15 protein-coding genes and 1 pseudogene are annotated in these 18,056 nt (G+C 70.9%); 11 read left to right on the top strand and 5 right to left on the bottom strand.

Going from position 1 to position 18,056, the window contains the following annotated elements:
- The first annotated feature begins 157 nt into the window (after positions 1-157).
- The 4 genes from AB0M76_RS27610 to serA all read left to right on the top strand — a co-directional run bounded on the left by AB0M76_RS27610 (position 158) and on the right by serA (position 5,578).
- Entirely contained in the window at positions 158-2,044 is a 1,887-nt protein-coding gene (locus AB0M76_RS27610; RefSeq protein WP_365955421.1) for an acetolactate synthase large subunit, read from the top strand.
- Positions 2,045-2,076: 32 nt separating this feature from the next.
- On the top strand, positions 2,077-2,601 hold the full coding sequence (ilvN, locus tag AB0M76_RS27605; protein ID WP_054223586.1) for an acetolactate synthase small subunit: 525 nt from the start codon (positions 2,077-2,079) through the stop codon (positions 2,599-2,601).
- Positions 2,602-2,709: 108 nt separating this feature from the next.
- Positions 2,710-3,711, top strand: a complete 1,002-nt coding sequence (gene ilvC, locus AB0M76_RS27600) for a ketol-acid reductoisomerase (protein ID WP_365955420.1) — start codon at positions 2,710-2,712, stop codon at positions 3,709-3,711.
- A 277-nt stretch (positions 3,712-3,988) separates the two neighbouring features.
- Positions 3,989-5,578: a phosphoglycerate dehydrogenase gene (serA, locus tag AB0M76_RS27595; protein ID WP_365955419.1), complete on the top strand. Its 1,590-nt coding sequence runs from the start codon at positions 3,989-3,991 to the stop codon at positions 5,576-5,578.
- A 112-nt stretch (positions 5,579-5,690) separates the two neighbouring features.
- Here the strand turns inward: serA and AB0M76_RS27590 are convergent, their stop codons facing one another.
- Complete coding sequence (locus AB0M76_RS27590) at positions 5,691-7,235, bottom strand: MFS transporter (RefSeq protein ID WP_365955418.1); 1,545 nt, start codon at positions 7,233-7,235, stop codon at positions 5,691-5,693.
- A gap of 89 nt (positions 7,236-7,324) precedes the next feature.
- Here AB0M76_RS27590 and AB0M76_RS27585 point away from each other — a divergent pair, with 89 nt between their 5' ends.
- Positions 7,325-7,915: a TetR/AcrR family transcriptional regulator gene (locus AB0M76_RS27585; protein ID WP_365955417.1), complete on the top strand. Its 591-nt coding sequence runs from the start codon at positions 7,325-7,327 to the stop codon at positions 7,913-7,915.
- 237 nt (positions 7,916-8,152) lie between these two features.
- Here the strand turns inward: AB0M76_RS27585 and AB0M76_RS27580 are convergent, their stop codons facing one another.
- Positions 8,153-9,310, bottom strand: a complete 1,158-nt coding sequence (locus AB0M76_RS27580; RefSeq protein ID WP_365955416.1) for a helix-turn-helix domain-containing protein — start codon at positions 9,308-9,310, stop codon at positions 8,153-8,155.
- Positions 9,311-9,509: 199 nt separating this feature from the next.
- Here AB0M76_RS27580 and AB0M76_RS27575 point away from each other — a divergent pair, with 199 nt between their 5' ends.
- The gene (locus tag AB0M76_RS27575; protein WP_365955415.1) at positions 9,510-10,436 is read left to right on the top strand and encodes a proline dehydrogenase family protein; all 927 of its coding nucleotides are present in this window, start codon (positions 9,510-9,512) and stop codon (positions 10,434-10,436) included.
- Between the two features lie 31 nt (positions 10,437-10,467).
- Positions 10,468-12,099: an L-glutamate gamma-semialdehyde dehydrogenase gene (gene pruA / locus AB0M76_RS27570; protein ID WP_365955414.1), complete on the top strand. Its 1,632-nt coding sequence runs from the start codon at positions 10,468-10,470 to the stop codon at positions 12,097-12,099.
- Between the two features lie 95 nt (positions 12,100-12,194).
- Here the strand turns inward: pruA and AB0M76_RS27565 are convergent, their stop codons facing one another.
- Positions 12,195-13,121, bottom strand: a complete 927-nt coding sequence (locus tag AB0M76_RS27565) for a zinc-binding dehydrogenase (protein WP_365955413.1) — start codon at positions 13,119-13,121, stop codon at positions 12,195-12,197.
- Positions 13,122-13,208: 87 nt separating this feature from the next.
- Here AB0M76_RS27565 and AB0M76_RS27560 point away from each other — a divergent pair, with 87 nt between their 5' ends.
- Both AB0M76_RS27560 and AB0M76_RS27555 read left to right on the top strand, forming a co-directional pair.
- Positions 13,209-13,640, top strand: coding sequence for a MarR family transcriptional regulator (locus AB0M76_RS27560; protein WP_365955412.1), 432 nt, complete (start codon positions 13,209-13,211; stop codon positions 13,638-13,640).
- Positions 13,641-13,824: 184 nt separating this feature from the next.
- Positions 13,825-14,157, top strand: a complete 333-nt coding sequence (locus AB0M76_RS27555) for a hypothetical protein (protein WP_365955495.1) — start codon at positions 13,825-13,827, stop codon at positions 14,155-14,157.
- On the opposite strand, the pseudogene AB0M76_RS27550 reads toward AB0M76_RS27555, so the two are convergent.
- Positions 14,090-14,410: pseudogene (locus AB0M76_RS27550) on the bottom strand (nitroreductase family protein); the annotation flags it as partial. The gene AB0M76_RS27555 and the pseudogene AB0M76_RS27550 sit on opposite strands and share 68 nt — an antisense overlap.
- 87 nt (positions 14,411-14,497) lie before the next feature.
- Here AB0M76_RS27550 and AB0M76_RS27545 point away from each other — a divergent pair.
- Positions 14,498-15,373, top strand: a complete 876-nt coding sequence (locus tag AB0M76_RS27545; RefSeq protein ID WP_365955411.1) for a tyrosine-protein phosphatase — start codon at positions 14,498-14,500, stop codon at positions 15,371-15,373.
- 12 nt (positions 15,374-15,385) lie between these two features.
- A complete protein-coding gene (locus AB0M76_RS27540) occupies positions 15,386-15,922 on the top strand; it encodes a GNAT family N-acetyltransferase (protein ID WP_365955410.1) in 537 nt (178 codons plus the stop codon).
- A 24-nt stretch (positions 15,923-15,946) separates the two neighbouring features.
- Here the strand turns inward: AB0M76_RS27540 and AB0M76_RS27535 are convergent, their stop codons facing one another.
- Positions 15,947-17,974 (bottom strand): phosphocholine-specific phospholipase C, encoded by a 2,028-nt coding sequence (locus AB0M76_RS27535; protein WP_365955409.1) that lies wholly within the window; start codon positions 17,972-17,974, stop codon positions 15,947-15,949.
- Positions 17,975-18,056 lie beyond the last annotated feature (82 nt).

Genomic DNA, 18,056 nt, shown 5'->3' with positions numbered 1-18,056 from the left:
TCTCGTACTTGGAAAGCGCGTCGGCTGAAGCTGGGACCAGCATGTCCCCGCTTCGCACACCCGACGCGCTCCCCTCGCTTGCCTCCTGGCACGAGGGGTTTTTTGTTGCACTGGCACACCTTCGAATCCTCGTAAAACCCTCAGCCTCGAGAAGAGAATGCCGATGACCGAGCAGGCCACCGGGGCCCACCATCCGCAGCCGCGGCCCCGTTCCGGCGGACACCAGCCCGCCGCAGTTGAGCACGTCACGGGTGCGCAGTCCCTCATCCGCTCTCTCGAAGAGGTGGGGTGCGACACCGTCTTCGGCATCCCGGGCGGGGCCATCCTGCCGGCGTACGACCCGATGATGGACAGCACCAAGGTGCGCCACATCCTGGTCCGCCACGAGCAGGGCGCCGGCCACGCTGCGACCGGCTATGCGCAGGCCACCGGCAAGGTGGGTGTCTGCATGGCCACCTCCGGCCCGGGCGCCACCAACCTGGTCACCCCGATCGCCGACGCGCACATGGACTCCGTGCCGCTCGTCGCGATCACCGGCCAGGTGTCCTCCAAGGCGATCGGCACCGACGCCTTCCAGGAGGCGGACATCGTCGGCATCACGATGCCGATCACCAAGCACAACTTCCTGGTCACCAAGGCCGAGGACATCCCGAGGACGATCGCCGAGGCCTTCCACATCGCCTCCACCGGCCGTCCCGGCCCGGTCCTGGTCGACATCGCCAAGGACGCCCTGCAGGCGAAGACCACCTTCACGTGGCCGCCCTCGCAGGACCTCCCGGGCTACCGGCCGGTCACCAAGCCGCACGCCAAGCAGATCCGTGAGGCCGCCAAGCTCATCTGCCAGGCCAAGCGCCCGGTCCTGTACGTCGGCGGCGGCGTCATGAAGTCCGGCGCGACCGCCGAACTGAAGGTCCTCGCCGAGCTGACCGGCGTCCCGGTCACCACCACGCTGATGGCGCTGGGCTCCTTCCCCGACAGCCACCCGCTGCACGTGGGCATGCCGGGCATGCACGGTGCGGTCACCGCCGTCACCGCCCTGCAGAAGTCGGACCTGCTGATCGCGCTCGGCACCCGCTTCGACGACCGCGTCACCGGCAAACTGGACAGCTTCGCCCCGTTCGCCAAGGTCATCCACGCGGACATCGACCCGGCCGAGATCGGCAAGAACCGCGAGGTCGACGTCCCGATCGTCGGTGACGCCCGCGAGGTCATCGCCGACCTGATCCAGGCGGTCCAGGCCGAGCACACCGAGGGCAACGCCGGGGACTACTCCGCCTGGTGGAAGGACCTCAGCCGCTGGCGCGAGACCTACCCGCTGGGCTACGAGACCCCCGCGGACGGCATGCTCTCGCCGCAGCAGGTCATCCAGCGCATCGGCGAACTCGCGCCCGAGCACACCATCTACGCGGCCGGCGTCGGCCAGCACCAGATGTGGGCCTCGCACTTCGTCAACTACGAGGAGCCCCGCACCTGGCTGAACTCCGGCGGCGCCGGAACCATGGGCTACGCGGTCCCGGCCGCGATGGGCGCCAAGGTCGGCATGCCGGACCGCACGGTCTGGGCGATCGACGGCGACGGCTGCTTCCAGATGACCAATCAGGAACTGGTCACCTGCGCGCTGAACAACATCCCGATCAAGGTCGCGATCATCAACAACGGTGCGCTGGGCATGGTCCGCCAGTGGCAGACCCTGTTCTACAACCAGCGGTACTCCAGCACCGTCCTGCACGCCGACGAGACCGGCCACGCCGCGGTCGGCTCCCAGCTCGGCGAGTCCACGGCCCCCCGCAAGGGCACCCGCGTCCCGGACTTCGTCAAGCTGTCCGAGGCCATGGGCTGTGTGGCGCTGCGCTGCGAGGACCCGGCCGACCTGGACAGGGTCATCGCCGAGGCCAACGCGATCAACGACCGTACCGTCGTGGTCGACTTCATCGTCCACGAGGACGCCATGGTGTGGCCGATGGTCGCCGCCGGCACCTCCAACGACGAGGTCATGGCAGCCCGGGGCGTCCGTCCCGACTTCGGCGACAACGAAGACGACTGAGCCGAGAGAGCCTGAGAGAGAGAACGACTCACATGTCCAAGCACACGCTCTCCGTCCTGGTCGAGAACACGCCCGGCATCCTCGCCCGGATCGCCGCGCTGTTCTCCCGCCGCGGGTTCAACATCGACTCCCTCGCGGTCGGCGTCACCGAGCACCCCGACATCTCGCGCATCACCATCGTCGTGAACGTCGAGGACCTCCCGCTGGAGCAGGTGACCAAGCAGCTGAACAAGCTGGTCAACGTGCTCAAGATCGTCGAGCTGGAGCCGCACAACGCCATCGAACGCGAACTCGTTCTGGTGAAGGTCCGGGCCGACAACGAGACCCGGTCCCAGATCATCGAGATCGTCCAGCTGTTCCGCGCCAAGACGGTCGACGTCTCCCCCGAGGCCGTCACCATCGAGGCCACCGGCGGTGCCGACAAGCTCGGCGCGATGCTCAAGATGCTGGAGCCGTTCGGCATCAAGGAGCTCGTGCAGTCCGGCACGATCGCCATAGGGCGCGGCGGCCGGTCCATCACGGACCGCAGCCTGCGCGCGCTCGACCGCAGCGCCTGAGCAACACCCTGACGTCGCGTTGCCTCTCGCATCGCGAGACCAGGAAACTTCCTCCCCGTTCCCCGCCGTACGGTGGGAGCAACACCAGCGCACCAAGGAGATATCCCAGTGGCCGAGCTGTTCTACGAGAACGACGCCGACCTGTCCATCATCCAGGGCCGCAAGGTCGCTGTCATCGGCTACGGCAGCCAGGGCCACGCCCACGCGCTGTCGCTGCGTGACTCCGGCGTCGACGTCGTCGTCGGCCTGAAGGAGGGCTCGAAGTCCAAGGCCAAGGCCGAGGAGCAGGGTCTGAAGGTCGTCCCCGTGGCCGAGGCCGCCGCCTGGGCGAACGTCATCATGATCCTGACGCCGGACCCGCTGCAGGCCGAGATCTACGAGGAGTCCATCAAGGAGCACCTCGAGGAGGGCGACGCGCTCTTCTTCGGCCACGGTTTCAACGTCCGCTACGGCTTCATCAAGCCCCCGGCCAACGTGGACGTCGCCCTGGTCGCCCCGAAGGGCCCGGGCCACCTGGTCCGCCGCCAGTACGAGGAAGGCCGCGGCGTGCCCTGCATCGCCGCCGTCGAGCAGGACCACTCGGGCAGCGCCTTCGCCCTCGCGCTCTCGTACGCGGCCGGCATCGGCGGCACCCGCGCCGGCGTCATCAAGACCACCTTCACCGAGGAGACCGAGACCGACCTGTTCGGTGAGCAGGCCGTCCTCTGCGGTGGCGCCTCCGCCCTGGTCAAGGCCGGTTTCGAGACCCTGACCGAGGCCGGCTACCAGCCGGAGATCGCGTACTTCGAGTGCCTGCACGAGCTGAAGCTCATCGTGGACCTCATGTACGAGGGCGGCCTGGAGAAGATGCGCTGGTCGGTCTCCGAGACCGCCGAGTGGGGCGACTACATCACCGGCCCCCGCATCATCACGGACGCCACCAAGGCCGAGATGAAGCAGATCCTCGCCGAGATCCAGAGCGGCGAGTTCGCCAACACCTGGATGGCCGAGTACAAGGCCGGTCTGCCGAAGTACAACGAGTACAAGAAGGCCGACGAGGCACACCTGCTCGAGACCACCGGCAAGAAGCTGCGCAAGCTGATGAGCTGGGTCGACAGCGACGAGAGCTGATCTCGCAGCCGTGGGGGCCGGGGCGACGCACCGTCCCGGCCCCGCGGCGCACCACCGGTTCGGCGGAATGCAGGCCCTCTTCGGCGCGGCTTGTCCACCCCGGCCAACCCCGGACGGGTGATCCTTCCGTACAGGCGGAATTCCGGCCGGGATCCGCCACTACACTGCTCAACACAACGCGTCAGGCCCACAGTGTCGTGCGTCTTCCACGCGGCTACCCCCTCCACCGCCTGCGGCCGTCGGGACGGCCGTCCGCACTGGACTTGTGAGGACCCACGTGAGCTCGAAACCTGTCGTACTCATCGCCGAAGAGCTGTCGCCCGCCACGGTGGACGCGCTCGGCCCGGACTTCGAGATCCGGCACGTCAACGGAGCCGACCGCGCGGAGCTGCTCCCCGCGATCGTGGACGTCGACGCCATCCTCGTGCGCTCCGCGACCAAGGTCGACGCGGAGGCCATCGCCGCCGCCAAGAAGCTGAAGGTCGTCGCCCGGGCCGGTGTCGGCCTCGACAACGTCGACGTCTCCTCGGCCACCAAGGCCGGCGTGATGGTCGTGAACGCCCCGACCTCCAACATCGTGACCGCCGCCGAGCTCGCCTGCGGCCTGCTCGTCGCCTCGGCCCGCAACATCCCGCAGGCCAACACCGCCCTGAAGAACGGTGAGTGGAAGCGGAACAAGTACACGGGCGTCGAGCTCAGCGAGAAGACCCTCGGTGTCGTCGGCCTCGGCCGCATCGGCGTCCTGGTCGCCCAGCGCATGTCGGCCTTCGGCATGAAGATCGTCGCGTACGACCCCTACGTACAGCCCGCGCGCGCCGCCCAGATGGGCGTCAAGATGCTGACGCTGGACGAGCTCCTCGAGGTCGCCGACTTCATCACCGTGCACCTGCCCAAGACCCCCGAGACCCTCGGTCTCATCGGGGACGAGGCCCTGCGCAAGGTGAAGCCGTCCGTGCGCATCGTCAACGCCGCGCGCGGCGGGATCGTGGACGAGGCCGCGCTGTACTCGGCCATCAAGGAGGGCCGCGTCGCCGGCGCCGGCCTCGACGTGTACGCGAAGGAGCCCTGCACGGACTCCCCGCTCTTCGAGCTCGACCAGGTCGTCTGCACCCCGCACCTCGGCGCGTCCACGGACGAGGCCCAGGAGAAGGCTGGCATCTCGGTCGCCAAGTCGGTCCGCCTGGCGCTCGCGGGCGAGCTCGTACCGGACGCGGTCAACGTCCAGGGCGGCGTCATCGCCGAGGACGTACGTCCGGGCCTGCCGCTCGCCGAGAAGCTCGGCCGCATCTTCACCGCCCTCGCGGGCGAGGTCGCGGTCCGCCTCGACGTCGAGGTCTGCGGCGAGATCACCCAGCACGACGTCAAGGTGCTGGAACTCTCCGCCCTCAAGGGTGTCTTCGAGGACGTCGTCGACGAGACGGTCTCCTACGTCAATGCCCCGCTGTTCGCGCAGGAGCGCGGTGTCGAGGTGCGCCTGACCACCAGCTCGGAGTCCCCGGACCACCGCAACGTGGTGACCGTGCGCGGCACCCTGTCGGACGGTCAGGAGGTCTCGGTCTCCGGCACCCTCGCCGGCCCGAAGCACCTGCAGAAGATCGTCGGCATCGGCGAGTACGACGTGGACCTGGCGCTCGCCGAGCAGATGCTCGTGCTGCGCTACACCGACCGCCCGGGTGTGGTCGGCACCGTCGGCCGCATCCTCGGCGAGGCCGGCCTGAACATCGCGGGCATGCAGGTCGCCCGCGCCGAGGAGGGCGGCGAGGCGCTCGGCGTCCTCACGGTCGACGCCGAGGTCCCGGTGAACGTCCTCGCGGAGATCGCCGCCGAGATCGGCGCCGTCTCGGCGCGTACGGTCAGCCTCGACTGACCCCGTAGCGGGCGGCAGCCGCCGGCAGCCGCGCAGCAGCAGACGAAGGGCTCGGGGAGTTCCCCGGGCCCTTCGCCGTGTTCCGCCGCTGCTCCGTCCGGCCGTACGGGGCTCAGCCGGCGAGGGGCGCGCCCTGCTCGGCGGTCTGCGCTGAGGGCTGCGCGGCCGGGGCGGGGGCACCGAGCCCCCGTGTCAGGGCCACCGCGAGGACGCCGCCCGCGAGCAGCAGGGCCGCACCGCCCCAGGCCGCGTACTGCATGCCGTGGACGAAGGCCTCGCGGGCCAGGGCCAGCACCTGCTCGCCGGCCGCACCGCCGAGCTGGTGGGCGGTGGCGTCGGCGCCGCCCAGGGTCTCCTGTACGGCAGGCTCCGCACCCGGCAGATCGGAGCGGTAGACGGCGGTGCCGAGGCTGCCCAGGACCGCCATGCCCAGCGCCCCGCCGAACTCCGACCCGGTCTCCAGCAGGGAGGCGGCGGAACCGGCCTTCTCGGCGGGGGCCGAGGCGAGGGCCATGTCGGAGACCAGGGACATCACGGTGACGAGACCGGAGGCCAGCACGCCGGCGCCGGTCAGCAGCAGCCACAGCGAGTCGCTGCCGACCAGGCTGATCAGGGTGAACCCGCCGGCGGCGAGGACGAAGCCGCCGGCGATGACGTACGCCCGGTCGGTCTTCTGGGCCAGGGCGGCGCTGACCGGGGCGGCGGCGCCGATGACGAGCGAGGGCGCGAGGCTCCACAGGGCGGCTTCCAGCGTGCCCATGCCGAGCACCGACTGCAGGTACTGGGTGGTGAAGTAGGCCGAGCCCATCATGGCGAAGGCGGCGATGGTGTTGAGGGCGATCCCCGCGCCGAATCCGCGGCCCCGGAAGAGGGCCCGGGCGACCATGGCGTCGTCACGGCTGCGCTGGCGGCGGACGAAGACGAACCCGAAGACCAGGCCCACGGCCACGGAGAGCGCGTAGAGCGGTTCGAGGCCCTCGGCGGCGATCTCCTTGAGGCCGTACACGACCGGGAGCACGGCGGCCGTCGACAGCGGGACGCTCAGCAGGTCGAAGCGGCCGGGGGCCGGGTCCTTGAACTCGGGGACGAGCACCGGGACGAGGACCAGCAGGAGCAGCATCGCGGGCACGTTGATCAGGAAGACCGAACCCCACCAGAAGTGGTTCAGCATCACGCCGCTCAGCACGGAGCCGAGGGCGATCCCGCCGGTCATGGCCCCGGACCAGATCGCGATGGCCTGGCCGCGCTGCCTGTCGTCCTGGAAGAGGTTGCGTACGAGCGCCAGCGTGGAGGGCATCAGGGTCGCGCCGCCGATGCCGAGCAGGACGCGGGCCGCGATCAGCATCTCGGCGCTGGTGGCGTAGGCGGCGCCGACGGAGGCGAGCCCGAAGGCGGTCGCCCCTATCAGCAGCAGCTTGCGGCGGCCGATCCGGTCACCGAGCGAACCCATGGTGATGAGCAGCCCCGCGAGGGCGAAGGCGTAGCTGTCGAAGATCCAGAGCTGCTGGGTGGCGCTCGGGTCGAGCTCCTGGGTGATGGCCGGGATGGCGAAGTAGAGGACGGAGACGTCCATGGAGACCAGGAGCAGGGGCAGCAGGAGAACGGTGAAGGCGGTCCATTCCCGGCGGCCGGCGAGACGTGCTGCGGAGTTCGTCATGAGCAGCAATGTACAAGCGTCATAAACGCTTGTCTAGTACGGGCGTATGGAACGCTTGTCTATGACGGTTGTCTTGATACGGTGAGGGCATGGGACACCGTGAAGATCTGCTCGAAGGCGCCAAGAAGTGCCTGGTCGAGAAGGGTTTCGTGCGGACGACCGCGCGCGACATCGTCAACGCCTCCGGGGCGAACCTGGCGTCGATCGGCTACCACTACGGCTCGAAGGACGCCCTGCTGACGCAGGCCTACGTCGAACTCGCGCAGGAGTGGGGCGACTCCTTCTCGCCGGAGGTGACCGGCGAGGGAGGCTCGCTGGAACGCTTCCGCTCCGTATGGGACGGCGTGATCGGCCGTCAGGAGGAGTCGGCCCCGATGTGGGCGGCCAGTATGGAGGTCGCGCTCAGCCGTGACCGGCTGCCTGAGCTGCGGGCGATGCTGGCCGCCTCGCAGGGCGAGGGCCGCCGGGGGCTCATCGCGCTGATCACCGGCATCCCCGAGGAGGACCTGGACGAGCGGGACGAGCGGACGCTCGGCGGGCTGTACGAGGCCCTGCTGACCGGAGTGATGGCGCAGTGGCTGTTCAACCCGGAAGGCGCGGTCACCGCGGAGGAGTTGACGGAGGGCATGCGGCGCACCGCAGAGATGATCACGAAGGGCAAGGGCGCCGACCCGGCCTGAGCCAGGCCGGGCCATTGGGCCATCGGGCTGTCGGCCGGCCAGGACTCGCTCAGGAGAGCGTGCCGGCCGGGCCCGGCGGCGCGGCGAGGGCGTCACGCAGCCGGGCCGTATGCGTGCCCGCTACCCGAACAGCCCCGGACCGTGGGCCGCCCATACGCACACGGGCAGTTGAGCGATCGGCGTCCGGCGTCGGCGCGCTGTGGGCACGCCCGTGCCGCTGACCTCGGGGGTCTGCGATCAGCCGTGCAGGCGGGCCGCCTTGAGGGCCATGTGGAGCAGCAGGCGGTCCTCGCCCTCGTCCAGGTCCAGGCCGGTCAGCTGTTCCACCCGGCCGAGCCGGTAGTAGAGGGTCTGGCGGTGGATGCCCAGGGCCGCCGCCGCGCGGCCCGCCTGGCCCGCGCAGTCCAGGAACAGCTCGGCGGTCCGGGCGAGTTCACGGTGCGCGGGGCCGAGCAGGACGCGGGTCGCCGGGTCGCCCTCCCGGTCGGCGGCCGCGAGCGCCGCCAGCATCCGGTACGGGCCGATCGCCGACCACTGGGCCACCGGGCCGAACCGGGGCTGGGCCGCGGCCGCCTGCGCCGCTGCCGTGGCCTCCGCCCAGGCGTCGGCCAGCGCGGTCAGCTCCCGGCGGGGCTCTGCGATTCCGGCGGTGGGGCCTGCGTGCGGCCGGGCGGCCGACGTGTCGGCGTGGGGCAGCAGCCGCGTCGCGATCCCCACGGCCGGTACGAGCACCTCGGCCGAGCGGAGCCTGACCAGTACGGCGAGGGCCTGGCGCCCCGGCCAGGGCGCGGTGCAGACCGCAGCCGTGCCCGGTACCGACGCCGGGGCCTCGCCGGCCCAAGGTGTCACGCACACCACCGCGTGCAGCCCGTCCGCCCCCGGACCGAGCGCCACCCGGAGTGCGGCCACCGCCGTGTCCTGCTGCGAACCCCGGCCGGCCGTGAGCACCGCCCGGAACTCCCGGGACAGGTCGGCCCCCGCCTTCGCCTCCTCGGCGAGCAGGATCCCGATCCGCTCGGCCACCTCCATGGCCGCCGCCAGGACGTCCGGCCCGGGGCCTGGCTCCTGGTCGAGGAGCCATACGTAGCCCTGCACGATCCCGCGGTACCGCACCGGCAGGCAGATCCGTCCCCGGAAGACCCCCGCGTCCGGCGCCGCCGGGATGCGTACCGGCCCGGTGGCCCGCGCGATGCCGAAGCCCTCGAACCAGGCCCGTACGGCCGCCGTCGACTGGCGGGTCAGGATCGAGCGGGTGCGTACGGGGTCCATCGCGAGATCGTCGTCGCTGTCGTGCGCGCCGAAGGCGATGAGGCGGAAGTCCCGGTTCTCCAGCGTCGCCGGGGCGCCGAGAAGCGCCGAGATCTCATCCACCAGGTCCTGGTAATCGCCCTTCACCCGGACATTCTCCCACCTGGAAACCCCGTCTTCAGACAGATGTATGAGATCGGGGACACGGATGCGTGACAGCTGTCGATGGCCGAGGATCAAAGCGATCCTTAGGTTTCACGGTGGTTTTACTTGAGTTTTCCTTATGGCCCCCGCTCACCCTCGCGCGGACCGTATGCCTGCTTCTGCCACCTGTTGGAGGTGCCCCGTGCTGGGTCCCGCGATCCTCGCCGCTTCGCGCAGCGACAAGATGCGCCGAATCGTCTCTGCCGCCCCGGTGACCAAGCCCGTGGTGAACCGGTTCATCCCCGGCGAGACGGTCGACCAGGTCATCCCGATCGTCGTGGACCTCACGGAGAAGGGCCTGGAGCTCACGCTCGACGTGGTGGGCGAGGACATCACCACCGTGGAGCAGTCCTACGCCGCGCGTGACGCCTACCTCGATCTCATCGAGCACCTGGCGGGCCTGGGACTCGGCGAGAAGGCCGAGATGTCGGTCAAGCTGTCGATGTTCGGCCAGGCGCTGGAGGGCGGCCACGAGCTCGCGCTCGCCAACGTCCGCCCGGTCGTCGAGGCCGCCGCGGCGATCGGCACCACCGTCACGCTGGACGCCGAGGACCACACCACCCTCGACTCGATGTTCGCCATCCACGAGGAGCTGCGCCGGGACTTCCCGCAGACCGGCTGCGTGATCCAGGCGTACCTCTTCCGCACCGAGGCCGACGCCCGCCGCCTGGCCGCCGCCGGCAGCCGCGTCCGGATCGTGAAGGGCGCGTACAAGGAGCCCGCCGAGGTCGCGTACCAGGACAAGGCCGAGATCGACAAGGCGTACGTCCGCATCCTGAAGACGCTGATGGAGGGCGAGGGCTACCCGATGATCGGGTCGCACGACCCGCGCCTCATCGCCATCGCCCAGGAGCTCGCCCGCACGGCGGGGCGCAAGCTGGACGAGTACGAGTTCCAGATGCTGTACGGCATCCGCAGCGAGGAGCACCTGCGGCTCGCCGCCGAGGGCCACCGCATGCGCGTCTACACCGCGTACGGGACGGACTGGTACGGCTACTTCATGCGGCGCCTCGCCGAGAAGCCGGCCAATCTCCTGTTCTTCCTCCGCTCGATGATCACCAAGAACTAGCCAAGAACCAGGTCAAGGAGTTACCAGTCCCATGGATGCTGTGACCCAGGTCCCCGCGCCGGTCAACGAGCCGGTCCACTCGTACGCCCCCGGCACCCCGGAGCGCGCGCGTCTCGAAACGCAGCTCAAGCAGCTGTCCGAGAACCCGATCGACCTGCCGATGACGATCAACGGCGTCAGGCGCATGGGCGGGGGCGAGCGCTTCGACGTGGTCCAGCCGCACGACCACAAGTCCGTGCTCGGCACCTACGCCAACGCCACCCAGGCCGACGCCCAGGAGGCCGTCGACGCCGCCCTGGCCGCCGCCCCGGCCTGGCGCTCGATGTCCTTCGACGACCGCGCCGCGATCATCCTGCGCGCCGCCGAGCTGCTGTCCGGCCCGTGGCGCGAGAAGCTGGCCGCCTCCACCATGCTGGGCCAGTCGAAGACCGCGCAGCAGGCCGAGATCGACACCCCGTGCGAGCTCGTCGACTTCTGGCGCTTCAACGTCCACTTCGCCCGCCAGATCCTGGCCGAGCAGCCGGTCGCGAACTCCGCCGGCGTGTGGAACCGCAGCGACCACCGCCCGCTCGAGGGCTTCGTCTACGCGATCACGCCGTTCAACTTCACGGCCATCGCCGGCAACCTGCCGACCGCCCCCGCCCTGATGGGCAACGTGGTCGTCTGGAAGCCGTCCCCGACGCAGACCCACTCCGCGGTCCTCCTGATGGAGCTCCTGGAGGAGGCCGGCCTGCCGAAGGGCGTCATCAACCTGGTGACGGGCGACGGCATCGCCGTGTCCGAGGTGGCCCTGAACCACCCCGAGCTGGCCGGCATCCACTTCACCGGTTCGACCAAGACCTTCCAGTACCTGTGGAAGACGGTCGGCAACAACATCGAGAACTACAAGTCCTACCCGCGCCTGGTCGGCGAGACCGGCGGCAAGGACTTCGTCGTCGCGCACCCGTCCGCGGACCGCGCCGTCCTGAAGACCGCCCTGACCCGCGGCTCCTTCGAGTTCCAGGGCCAGAAGTGCTCGGCGTCCTCGCGCGCCTACGTTCCGGCCTCGATCTGGAACGACGGCTTCAAGGAGGCCTTCGCGGCCGAGGTCGACGGCATCACCATGGGTGACGTCCGCGACCTGACCAACTTCATCGGCGCCGTCATCGACGAGCGCTCGTTCGCCAAGAACAAGGCCGCGATCGACCGCGCGATCGCCGACCCGACCTGCGAGATCATCGCCGGTGGCACGTACGACGACTCGGAGGGCTACTTCGTCCGCCCGACCGTCATCGCGTGCACCGACCCGGAGAACGAGGTCTTCACGACCGAGTACTTCGGCCCGATCCTGGCGATCCACGTGTACGAGGACGCCGACTTCGACGCGATGCTGGCCCAGATGGAGTCCGTCTCGGCGTACGCGCTGACCGGCTCGATCATCGCCGCCGACCGCTACGCGGCCGCGGACGCGATGGAGAAGCTCCGCTTCGCGGCGGGCAACTTCTACATCAACGACAAGTCGACCGGCGCCGTCGTCGGCCAGCAGCCCTTCGGCGGCGGCCGTGCCTCGGGTACGAACGACAAGGCCGGTGCCGCATCGAACCTGATGCGCTGGACCTCGACGCGCTCCATCAAGGAGACCCTGGTCGCGCCGACGGACTACGCGTACCCGCACATGGGCTGATCCTGCCCCGCTGAACCCCGCCCCCGTTCCGGTACCCGCAAGTCCGGATCGGGGGCGGTTCCAGTTGTGCCCTTGTCCGGTCGGGGGATCAGGGATCAGGGGATCAGGACCACCTTGCCGAGGTTGCGCCGCTCCTCGATCAGCCGGTGCGCACGGGCCGCCTCGGCGAGCGGGATCTCCCCGTGCACGGCGGGGCGCAGCGAGCCGTCCGCGTACGCCTCCCACAGCTCGCGCCGCCAGCCCTCGTACACCTCGGGCCTGCCCTGGGCGACGGCCCGGATCTGGAAGCCGATCACCGAGGCGCCGCGCACGAGCAGTTCGTACGCCTCCACCGTGCCGCCGCCGGAGCTGTACGCCACCAGCCGCCCGCCGGTGGCCAGGGCCCGCACGGCGGGGCCGAGCAGCTCGCCGCCGACTGCGTCGAGGACCACGTCGTACGGCTCGCCCCAGGCGGCGGGGTCCTCGTACAGCACGACCTCGTCGGCGCCGAGGCTCCGGACGAAGCCGGCCTTGTCCGGGCCGGACACGGCGGCGACCAGCCGGCCCGCCCCGGCGGCCCGGGCCAGCCGGAGCGCGAGGCTGCCGACCCCGCCGGCGGCGGCCGTGACCAGTACGGACTCCCCGGGCCGGATCTGTCCGGCCGCCACGGCGCCGCGGGCGACGAGCCCGCTGCGCACGAGGGCGACGGCGTCCACGGAGCCGGCCCCGTCGGGGACGGCGGAGGCGAAGGGCGCCGCGAGGAGCGCGTACTCGGCGTATCCGTGGCCGAAGCACAGCCCGGTGACCCGGTCCCCGACGGCGAAGCCCGTCACCCCCTCGCCGAGCGCGGCGACGGTCCCCGCGACCTCCCCGCCGAGCGGTACGGCCTCCCCGCCCTCCCGCACCTTGCGCACGACGGGCAGCGTCACCCCGACGGCCTCGACCGCGACGAGCAACTCCCCTGCCCCGGGGGCGGGCACGGCCACGTCCTCGGCGAACAGCACCTCGGGGCCGCCGTTGACGTCGTAGCGGATGCGGAGCACAGGACCTCCCGGACCGGTCAGATTCGTTGGGAGTCCCAACGATATAGGAGATCGTGGGGAACCCCAACGAATTGCTAGGCTGGGCTCATGACCTCGGCCCTCGCACACATCCAGTCCCTGCCGAGCTGGCTCGTCGGCCGGGTCGCGGCGCGCGGCCGCAGCCTGGTCGCCGAGGCGCTGGCCGCGGAGGGGCTGAAGCTCGCGCATCACGCGGTGCTGGCGGCGACCGCCGAGTACGGCCCGGTGGCCCAGGCCGACCTAGGCCGCCGGCTCGGCATCGACCCCAAGGACCTGGTCGGCCTCCTCAACCACCTGGAAAGCGCCGGCCTCGTCCTGCGGGCCCCGGACCCGGCGGACCGCCGCAAGAACGCGATCACCCTCACCCCTGCGGGCACGGCCACCCTCACCCGATGCGCATCGCTGGCCGAGACGGCGAACGCCGCATTCCTGGCCCCGCTGACCCCGGCGGAGCGCGAGCAGCTGACGGCCCTGCTGACGCGCATCCACGAAGCCTCGTAGATCCTCCGGGGAAGTCCTGTCAGCCTGGCGCCAGTTGTCGCGTACGGCGACACGCTCCATGATTCGGGCCCGGCTTCCCGAGGGGGCGAAGGGCTCCCGCGAGTTGCCGTGCGGGGTGGGGTTCCACGACAGGAGATACGCAACCTCTACGAGTCCGTGCCGGGGCGGGGGCCCGAGGAGACGTATGTCCCGGCGCACCGACAACCGCCACCGCGTGGCCACCATCTGCCGCGAGGCCACGGGCCTCGCACACCACACCTGCATGCAGTGGGCCGCCGACGGCCTGATCACCAGGCACCAGCCCGTACCGGACGCGGCCACCGCGGAGCAGCGGGCCTTCGAGGCGCGTGTGGCCCTCGTACTCGGGAACGCGCTCCGGGACAGCCAGATCGACTCCGCGGTCCTCGGGTACATCCGAGCCGAGCCCCTGCCCGAAGAGCTGACGCTGTGTCGTAGGAGATCAGCTCCTCCTGCTCGGCGGCGGCGCGGATCTGCCGCCGTACGGCCGGGTCCTTGACCAGGACGAAGGTCCACGGCTGCTGGTGGGCCCCCGACGGCGCGGTCGCGGCGCACGCGATGGCGTCCCGGACGACCTGCTCCGGGACGGGGTCGGGGGAGAACCGGCGGACCGTCCGCCGCTCGTCCATGCGCGCCCGCAATTCCGCGGCACGCGCGAGCGATTCCCCGCTCGGCATCCGCTCGGGCCGGTAGGCGACGGGGCGATACGGCTCGCCGTGGGTCGGGGTCCACTGCTGGGTCTCGGGCGACATGGACAGATCTTCACGCGGGGAACCGCGCGCGGCCAGAGTCGCGTCATGAGCCTCTGCCCGTTGTGTACTGACAGGGGGGCTATGGGAATGGCGACCACCGGTCGATTCCTGGTGTGGGACGGCTGTTTCAACGTGCGGGACCTGGGGGGCCTCGGGCGGGTCGTGCCGAGGGCCGCGGTCCGCGCCGACCGGCTCGACGCGCTCACGGCGCGCGGCTGGACCACCCTGTCCGCGCACGGCATACGGACCGTCGTCGACCTGCGCAACGACGACGAGCTCGTGGTGGACCAGTCCGCCCGCCCGGCCGGACTGACCACGCTGCGGATCCCCCTCGACGGCATCGAGCACCGGGACTTCTGGGACACCTGGTGGGGCACTCCGGGTTTCGGAACCCCCGCGTATTTCCGGCCTTTCCTGGAACGCTTCCCGGACCGCGTGGCCGCCGTCGCCCGTGCGATCGCCGAGGCCCCGCCAGGGGGAGTGGCCTTCCACTGCGGACTGGGCCGCGACCGTACGGGGATCATCGCGCTGGTCCTGCTGAAGCTGGCCGGTGCCGACCCCGAGGAGATCGCCGCAGACCACGGGCTGAGCGAGCCCCGGGTGCGGGCGATGCACGCCACGCAGGGGCGCCCGTACGACTCCGGCGAGATCGAGGCGTACGTGGCCGGCCTAGTGCTGGGTCAGGCGACGTTTGCCCGTCAAGGAGCGGCGTCCGGTGCGTGCTCTCGGCGTGCCGGCCGCAAGCGCTCGTACTGGACGTACTTGAGCTTTCGGCCGGTGCGGCGAGAGTGCGTGCCGGGCGTCGCGACGGGGCGAACGTCGCCTGACGCGGCACTGGGCACCACCGTCCACGAACTGGCCCGCGAGGCCGCGGACTGGCTGGACGCGGAGGCCTACCTGCGCGCCGCCGGCCTCGGCCCGGGCCCGCTGGATGCGCTTCGGCGGCGGCTCGGCGGGCGTTGATACGGTCCGGGCATGAGCATCGTGCTGCGGCATACCTCCCAGATCGGGGACGGCGGGCTCCGCGAGGTGCGGGAGTTGCTCGACCGGGCCTTCGGCGGGGACTTCGGCGACGAGGACTTCGAGCACGCCCTCGGCGGCATCCACGTGCTCGTGCGCGAGGGCGGGGAGCTCGTAGCGCACGGGAGCGTGGTGCAGCGGCGCGTACTGCACCGGGGACGGGCCCTGCGGACCGGATACGTCGAGGCCGTGGCCGTACGGCCGGACCGGCGCCGGCGCGGTCTCGGCGGGCAGGTCATGGCGGGGCTCGAGGGCGTCGTCGAGCGGGCCTACGTACTCGGGGCCCTGTCGGCCTCCGACGCCGGGGCCCGGCTGTACGCGGGACGGGGGTGGGCCGTGTGGGGCGGGCAGATCGGGGCCCTGTCACCCGCCGGGCCGGTACGGCTCGCCGAGGAGGAGGGGTCGACGTACGTGTGGTTCCCGCCCGGCGGGGTACTCGGGGATCCCGCCGGGCGGCTCGACTTCGACTGGCGTGACGGGGACGTGCTGTGAACCGTCGGTCAGGCCGTCAGGCCGTCAGCCCGAGATGCTCGGCGTGCCCGTCTCGATGTGGCCCGTGTAGCGGCGCGACCAGGTGCCGTCGTTGTCCGCGAGGATCGTGAAGTCGTACCAGCCGTCGTTGTAGGCGACCGCGTTGAAGTAGTCCTCGCGCGAGGAGTTCGCCGGGACGGTGTACGTCCACGGGCCGTCCGAGCGGTAGGCGTTCGAGCGGATCGTGAAGGTGACCGGCGCGGCCGACGTGTTCGTCATCTTGAAGTAGACCGCCGTCTTGCCCGTGCCCGGCTCCACCGCGAAGCGGGCCGCCACCTCGATCGCCTTGCCCGCCTTCGACGCGTCGCCGATGAACCGGCGCAGGAAGCGGTTGGGCCCGTACATCGAGATGTCGTACTTGCCGGAGCCGCTGCCGAGCCCGATGTTGAAGTAGTCCGTCGACGTCGCGCCCGGGTCGACCGTGTACTGCCAGGCCGCCGTGTCCCGGTACTGGTGCGGGTGGATCGAGAAGTGCGCCGGCCGCTTCGCCTGCGCACCTTGGTTGGTCATCGAGAACCACGCCAGGATCTTGCCGGCCGCGCCGAACTCGAAGCGGTCCAGATTGCCGTTCACCTGGTACGGAAGGGCCCGCGCCGGGCGGGTGCCGGCCTCCTGCGCCGGGAGCGCGTTGTCCTGCGGCGCCGGGTTGGGCAGCGGGCCGCAGGTCGACTGGCCGATGACCTTCGCGGTCGAGGGCAGCCCGGACGGCACCCCGTACACCGGGTGCGCGAAGTCGAAGACGCCCGTCAGGTCGCCCGTCACCTTGCGGCGCCAGGCGCTGATGTTCGGGCAGTTCGCCGGGGTGCCGAGGGCCGCCGTCCAGGTCTCCATGAAGCGGAGCACCGAGGTGTGGTCGAAGACCTCCGAGCTCACCCAGCCGCCGCGCGTCCACGGGGACATGACCAGCATGGGCACGCGGAAGCCGAGGCCGATCGGGGTGCCGTCGATGTACTCGCCCGCGGTGCCGGGCGGGGCGACCGGCGGCGGGACGTGGTCGAAGAAGCCGTCGTTCTCGTCGTAGTTCAGGAAGAGGACGGTGGAGTCGAAGACCTCGGGGTTCGCGGCCAGCGCCCGGTAGACCAGGTCCACGAAGTGTGCGCCGTCGCCGGGCGGGGCGTACGGGTGCTCCGAGAAGGCCTCGTTCGCGACGACCCAGGAGACCTGGGGCAGGGTGCCGGCGACGACGTCCGCGCGGATGGCGGCCGCGATGTCGTCGGGGGTGGAGCCGGTGACCTTCGGGACGGAGCCCATGCCGCGGTCCCACAGCGGGTTGCCGGGCGCCGCGTCCGTGAACTTCTTGAAGTAGGCCAGACCGTTGTCGCCGTAGTTGTCCTGGGCGTTCTGGTAGACCTTCCAGCTCATGCCGGCCCGCTGGAGGGCCTCCGCGTACGTCTCCCAGGTCAGCCCGGACTCGTCGCCGCCGTCCTTGCTGCCCGCGTCGACCTTGCCGCTCCACAGGAAGGTGCGGTTGGGGCCGGTCGCGCTCAGCGTGGAGCAGAAGTACGCGTCGCAGATCGTGTAGTTGTCGGCGAGCCCGTAGTGGAACGGTATGTCGCCGCGGTCCAGGTAGCCGAGGGTGCGGGTGTTGCCGACGCCCATGACCCAGTTGTCCATGCGGCCCTTGTTCCAGGCGGCGTGCTGCGAGGTCCAGCTGTGCGGGAGGTCGCCGTTGCACTGGGCCAGGGTCTCGCCGTCCACGCCGCCCGCCGGCGGGGTGGCGCTGAGCTTCCACGGATACTGGCGGCCGCCCCAGTTGGGCTGGTTGAACATGCCCCAGCCGCCCGGGATGTTGCCGGCGGCGCGGTCGCCGAAGCCGCGGACACCCTTCAGCCTGCCGAAGTAGTGGTCGAAGCTGCGGTTCTCCTGCATCAGGATCACCACGTGCTTCACGTCGGTGATCGTGCCGCTCGCGGCGGCCGCGGCCGCCGATGTCGGCGCGATCGCCGGCAGGGCGGCACCGGCCATCAGCCCGGCGCCGATTCCCACGAAACCTCTGCGGCTGATCGGTGTCACTGGCTACTCGCCTCCAACTCAAGTGCCCCGCTGGCACATTGACGGACAGAGTGACGGGCGCCGGGCCAAAGGTCTACATCCG

Origin of the sequence: Streptomyces sp. NPDC051364, assembly GCF_040682115.1 — a bacterium.
Classification (GTDB): Bacteria; Actinomycetota; Actinomycetes; order Streptomycetales; family Streptomycetaceae; genus Streptomyces.
Note: the sequence above shows the minus strand (reverse complement) of the source record. Positions and strands in the feature narration are given on the sequence as shown.

What these genes read in the sequence shown, in the direction of transcription:
- AB0M76_RS27610 (WP_365955421.1), top strand. Translation starts at nt 158, where the DNA reads ATGCCGATGACCGAGCAGGCCACCGGGGCCCACCATCCGCAGCCGCGG.
- ilvN (WP_054223586.1), top strand. Translation starts at nt 2,077, where the DNA reads ATGTCCAAGCACACGCTCTCCGTCCTGGTCGAGAACACGCCCGGCATC.
- AB0M76_RS27590 (WP_365955418.1), bottom strand. Translation starts at nt 7,235, where the DNA reads ATGACGAACTCCGCAGCACGTCTCGCCGGCCGCCGGGAATGGACCGCC.
- AB0M76_RS27585 (WP_365955417.1), top strand. Translation starts at nt 7,325, where the DNA reads ATGGGACACCGTGAAGATCTGCTCGAAGGCGCCAAGAAGTGCCTGGTC.
- pruA (WP_365955414.1), top strand. Translation starts at nt 10,468, where the DNA reads ATGGATGCTGTGACCCAGGTCCCCGCGCCGGTCAACGAGCCGGTCCAC.
- AB0M76_RS27560 (WP_365955412.1), top strand. Translation starts at nt 13,209, where the DNA reads ATGACCTCGGCCCTCGCACACATCCAGTCCCTGCCGAGCTGGCTCGTC.
- AB0M76_RS27555 (WP_365955495.1), top strand. Translation starts at nt 13,825, where the DNA reads ATGTCCCGGCGCACCGACAACCGCCACCGCGTGGCCACCATCTGCCGC.
- AB0M76_RS27545 (WP_365955411.1), top strand. Translation starts at nt 14,498, where the DNA reads ATGGCGACCACCGGTCGATTCCTGGTGTGGGACGGCTGTTTCAACGTG.
- AB0M76_RS27540 (WP_365955410.1), top strand. Translation starts at nt 15,386, where the DNA reads ATGAGCATCGTGCTGCGGCATACCTCCCAGATCGGGGACGGCGGGCTC.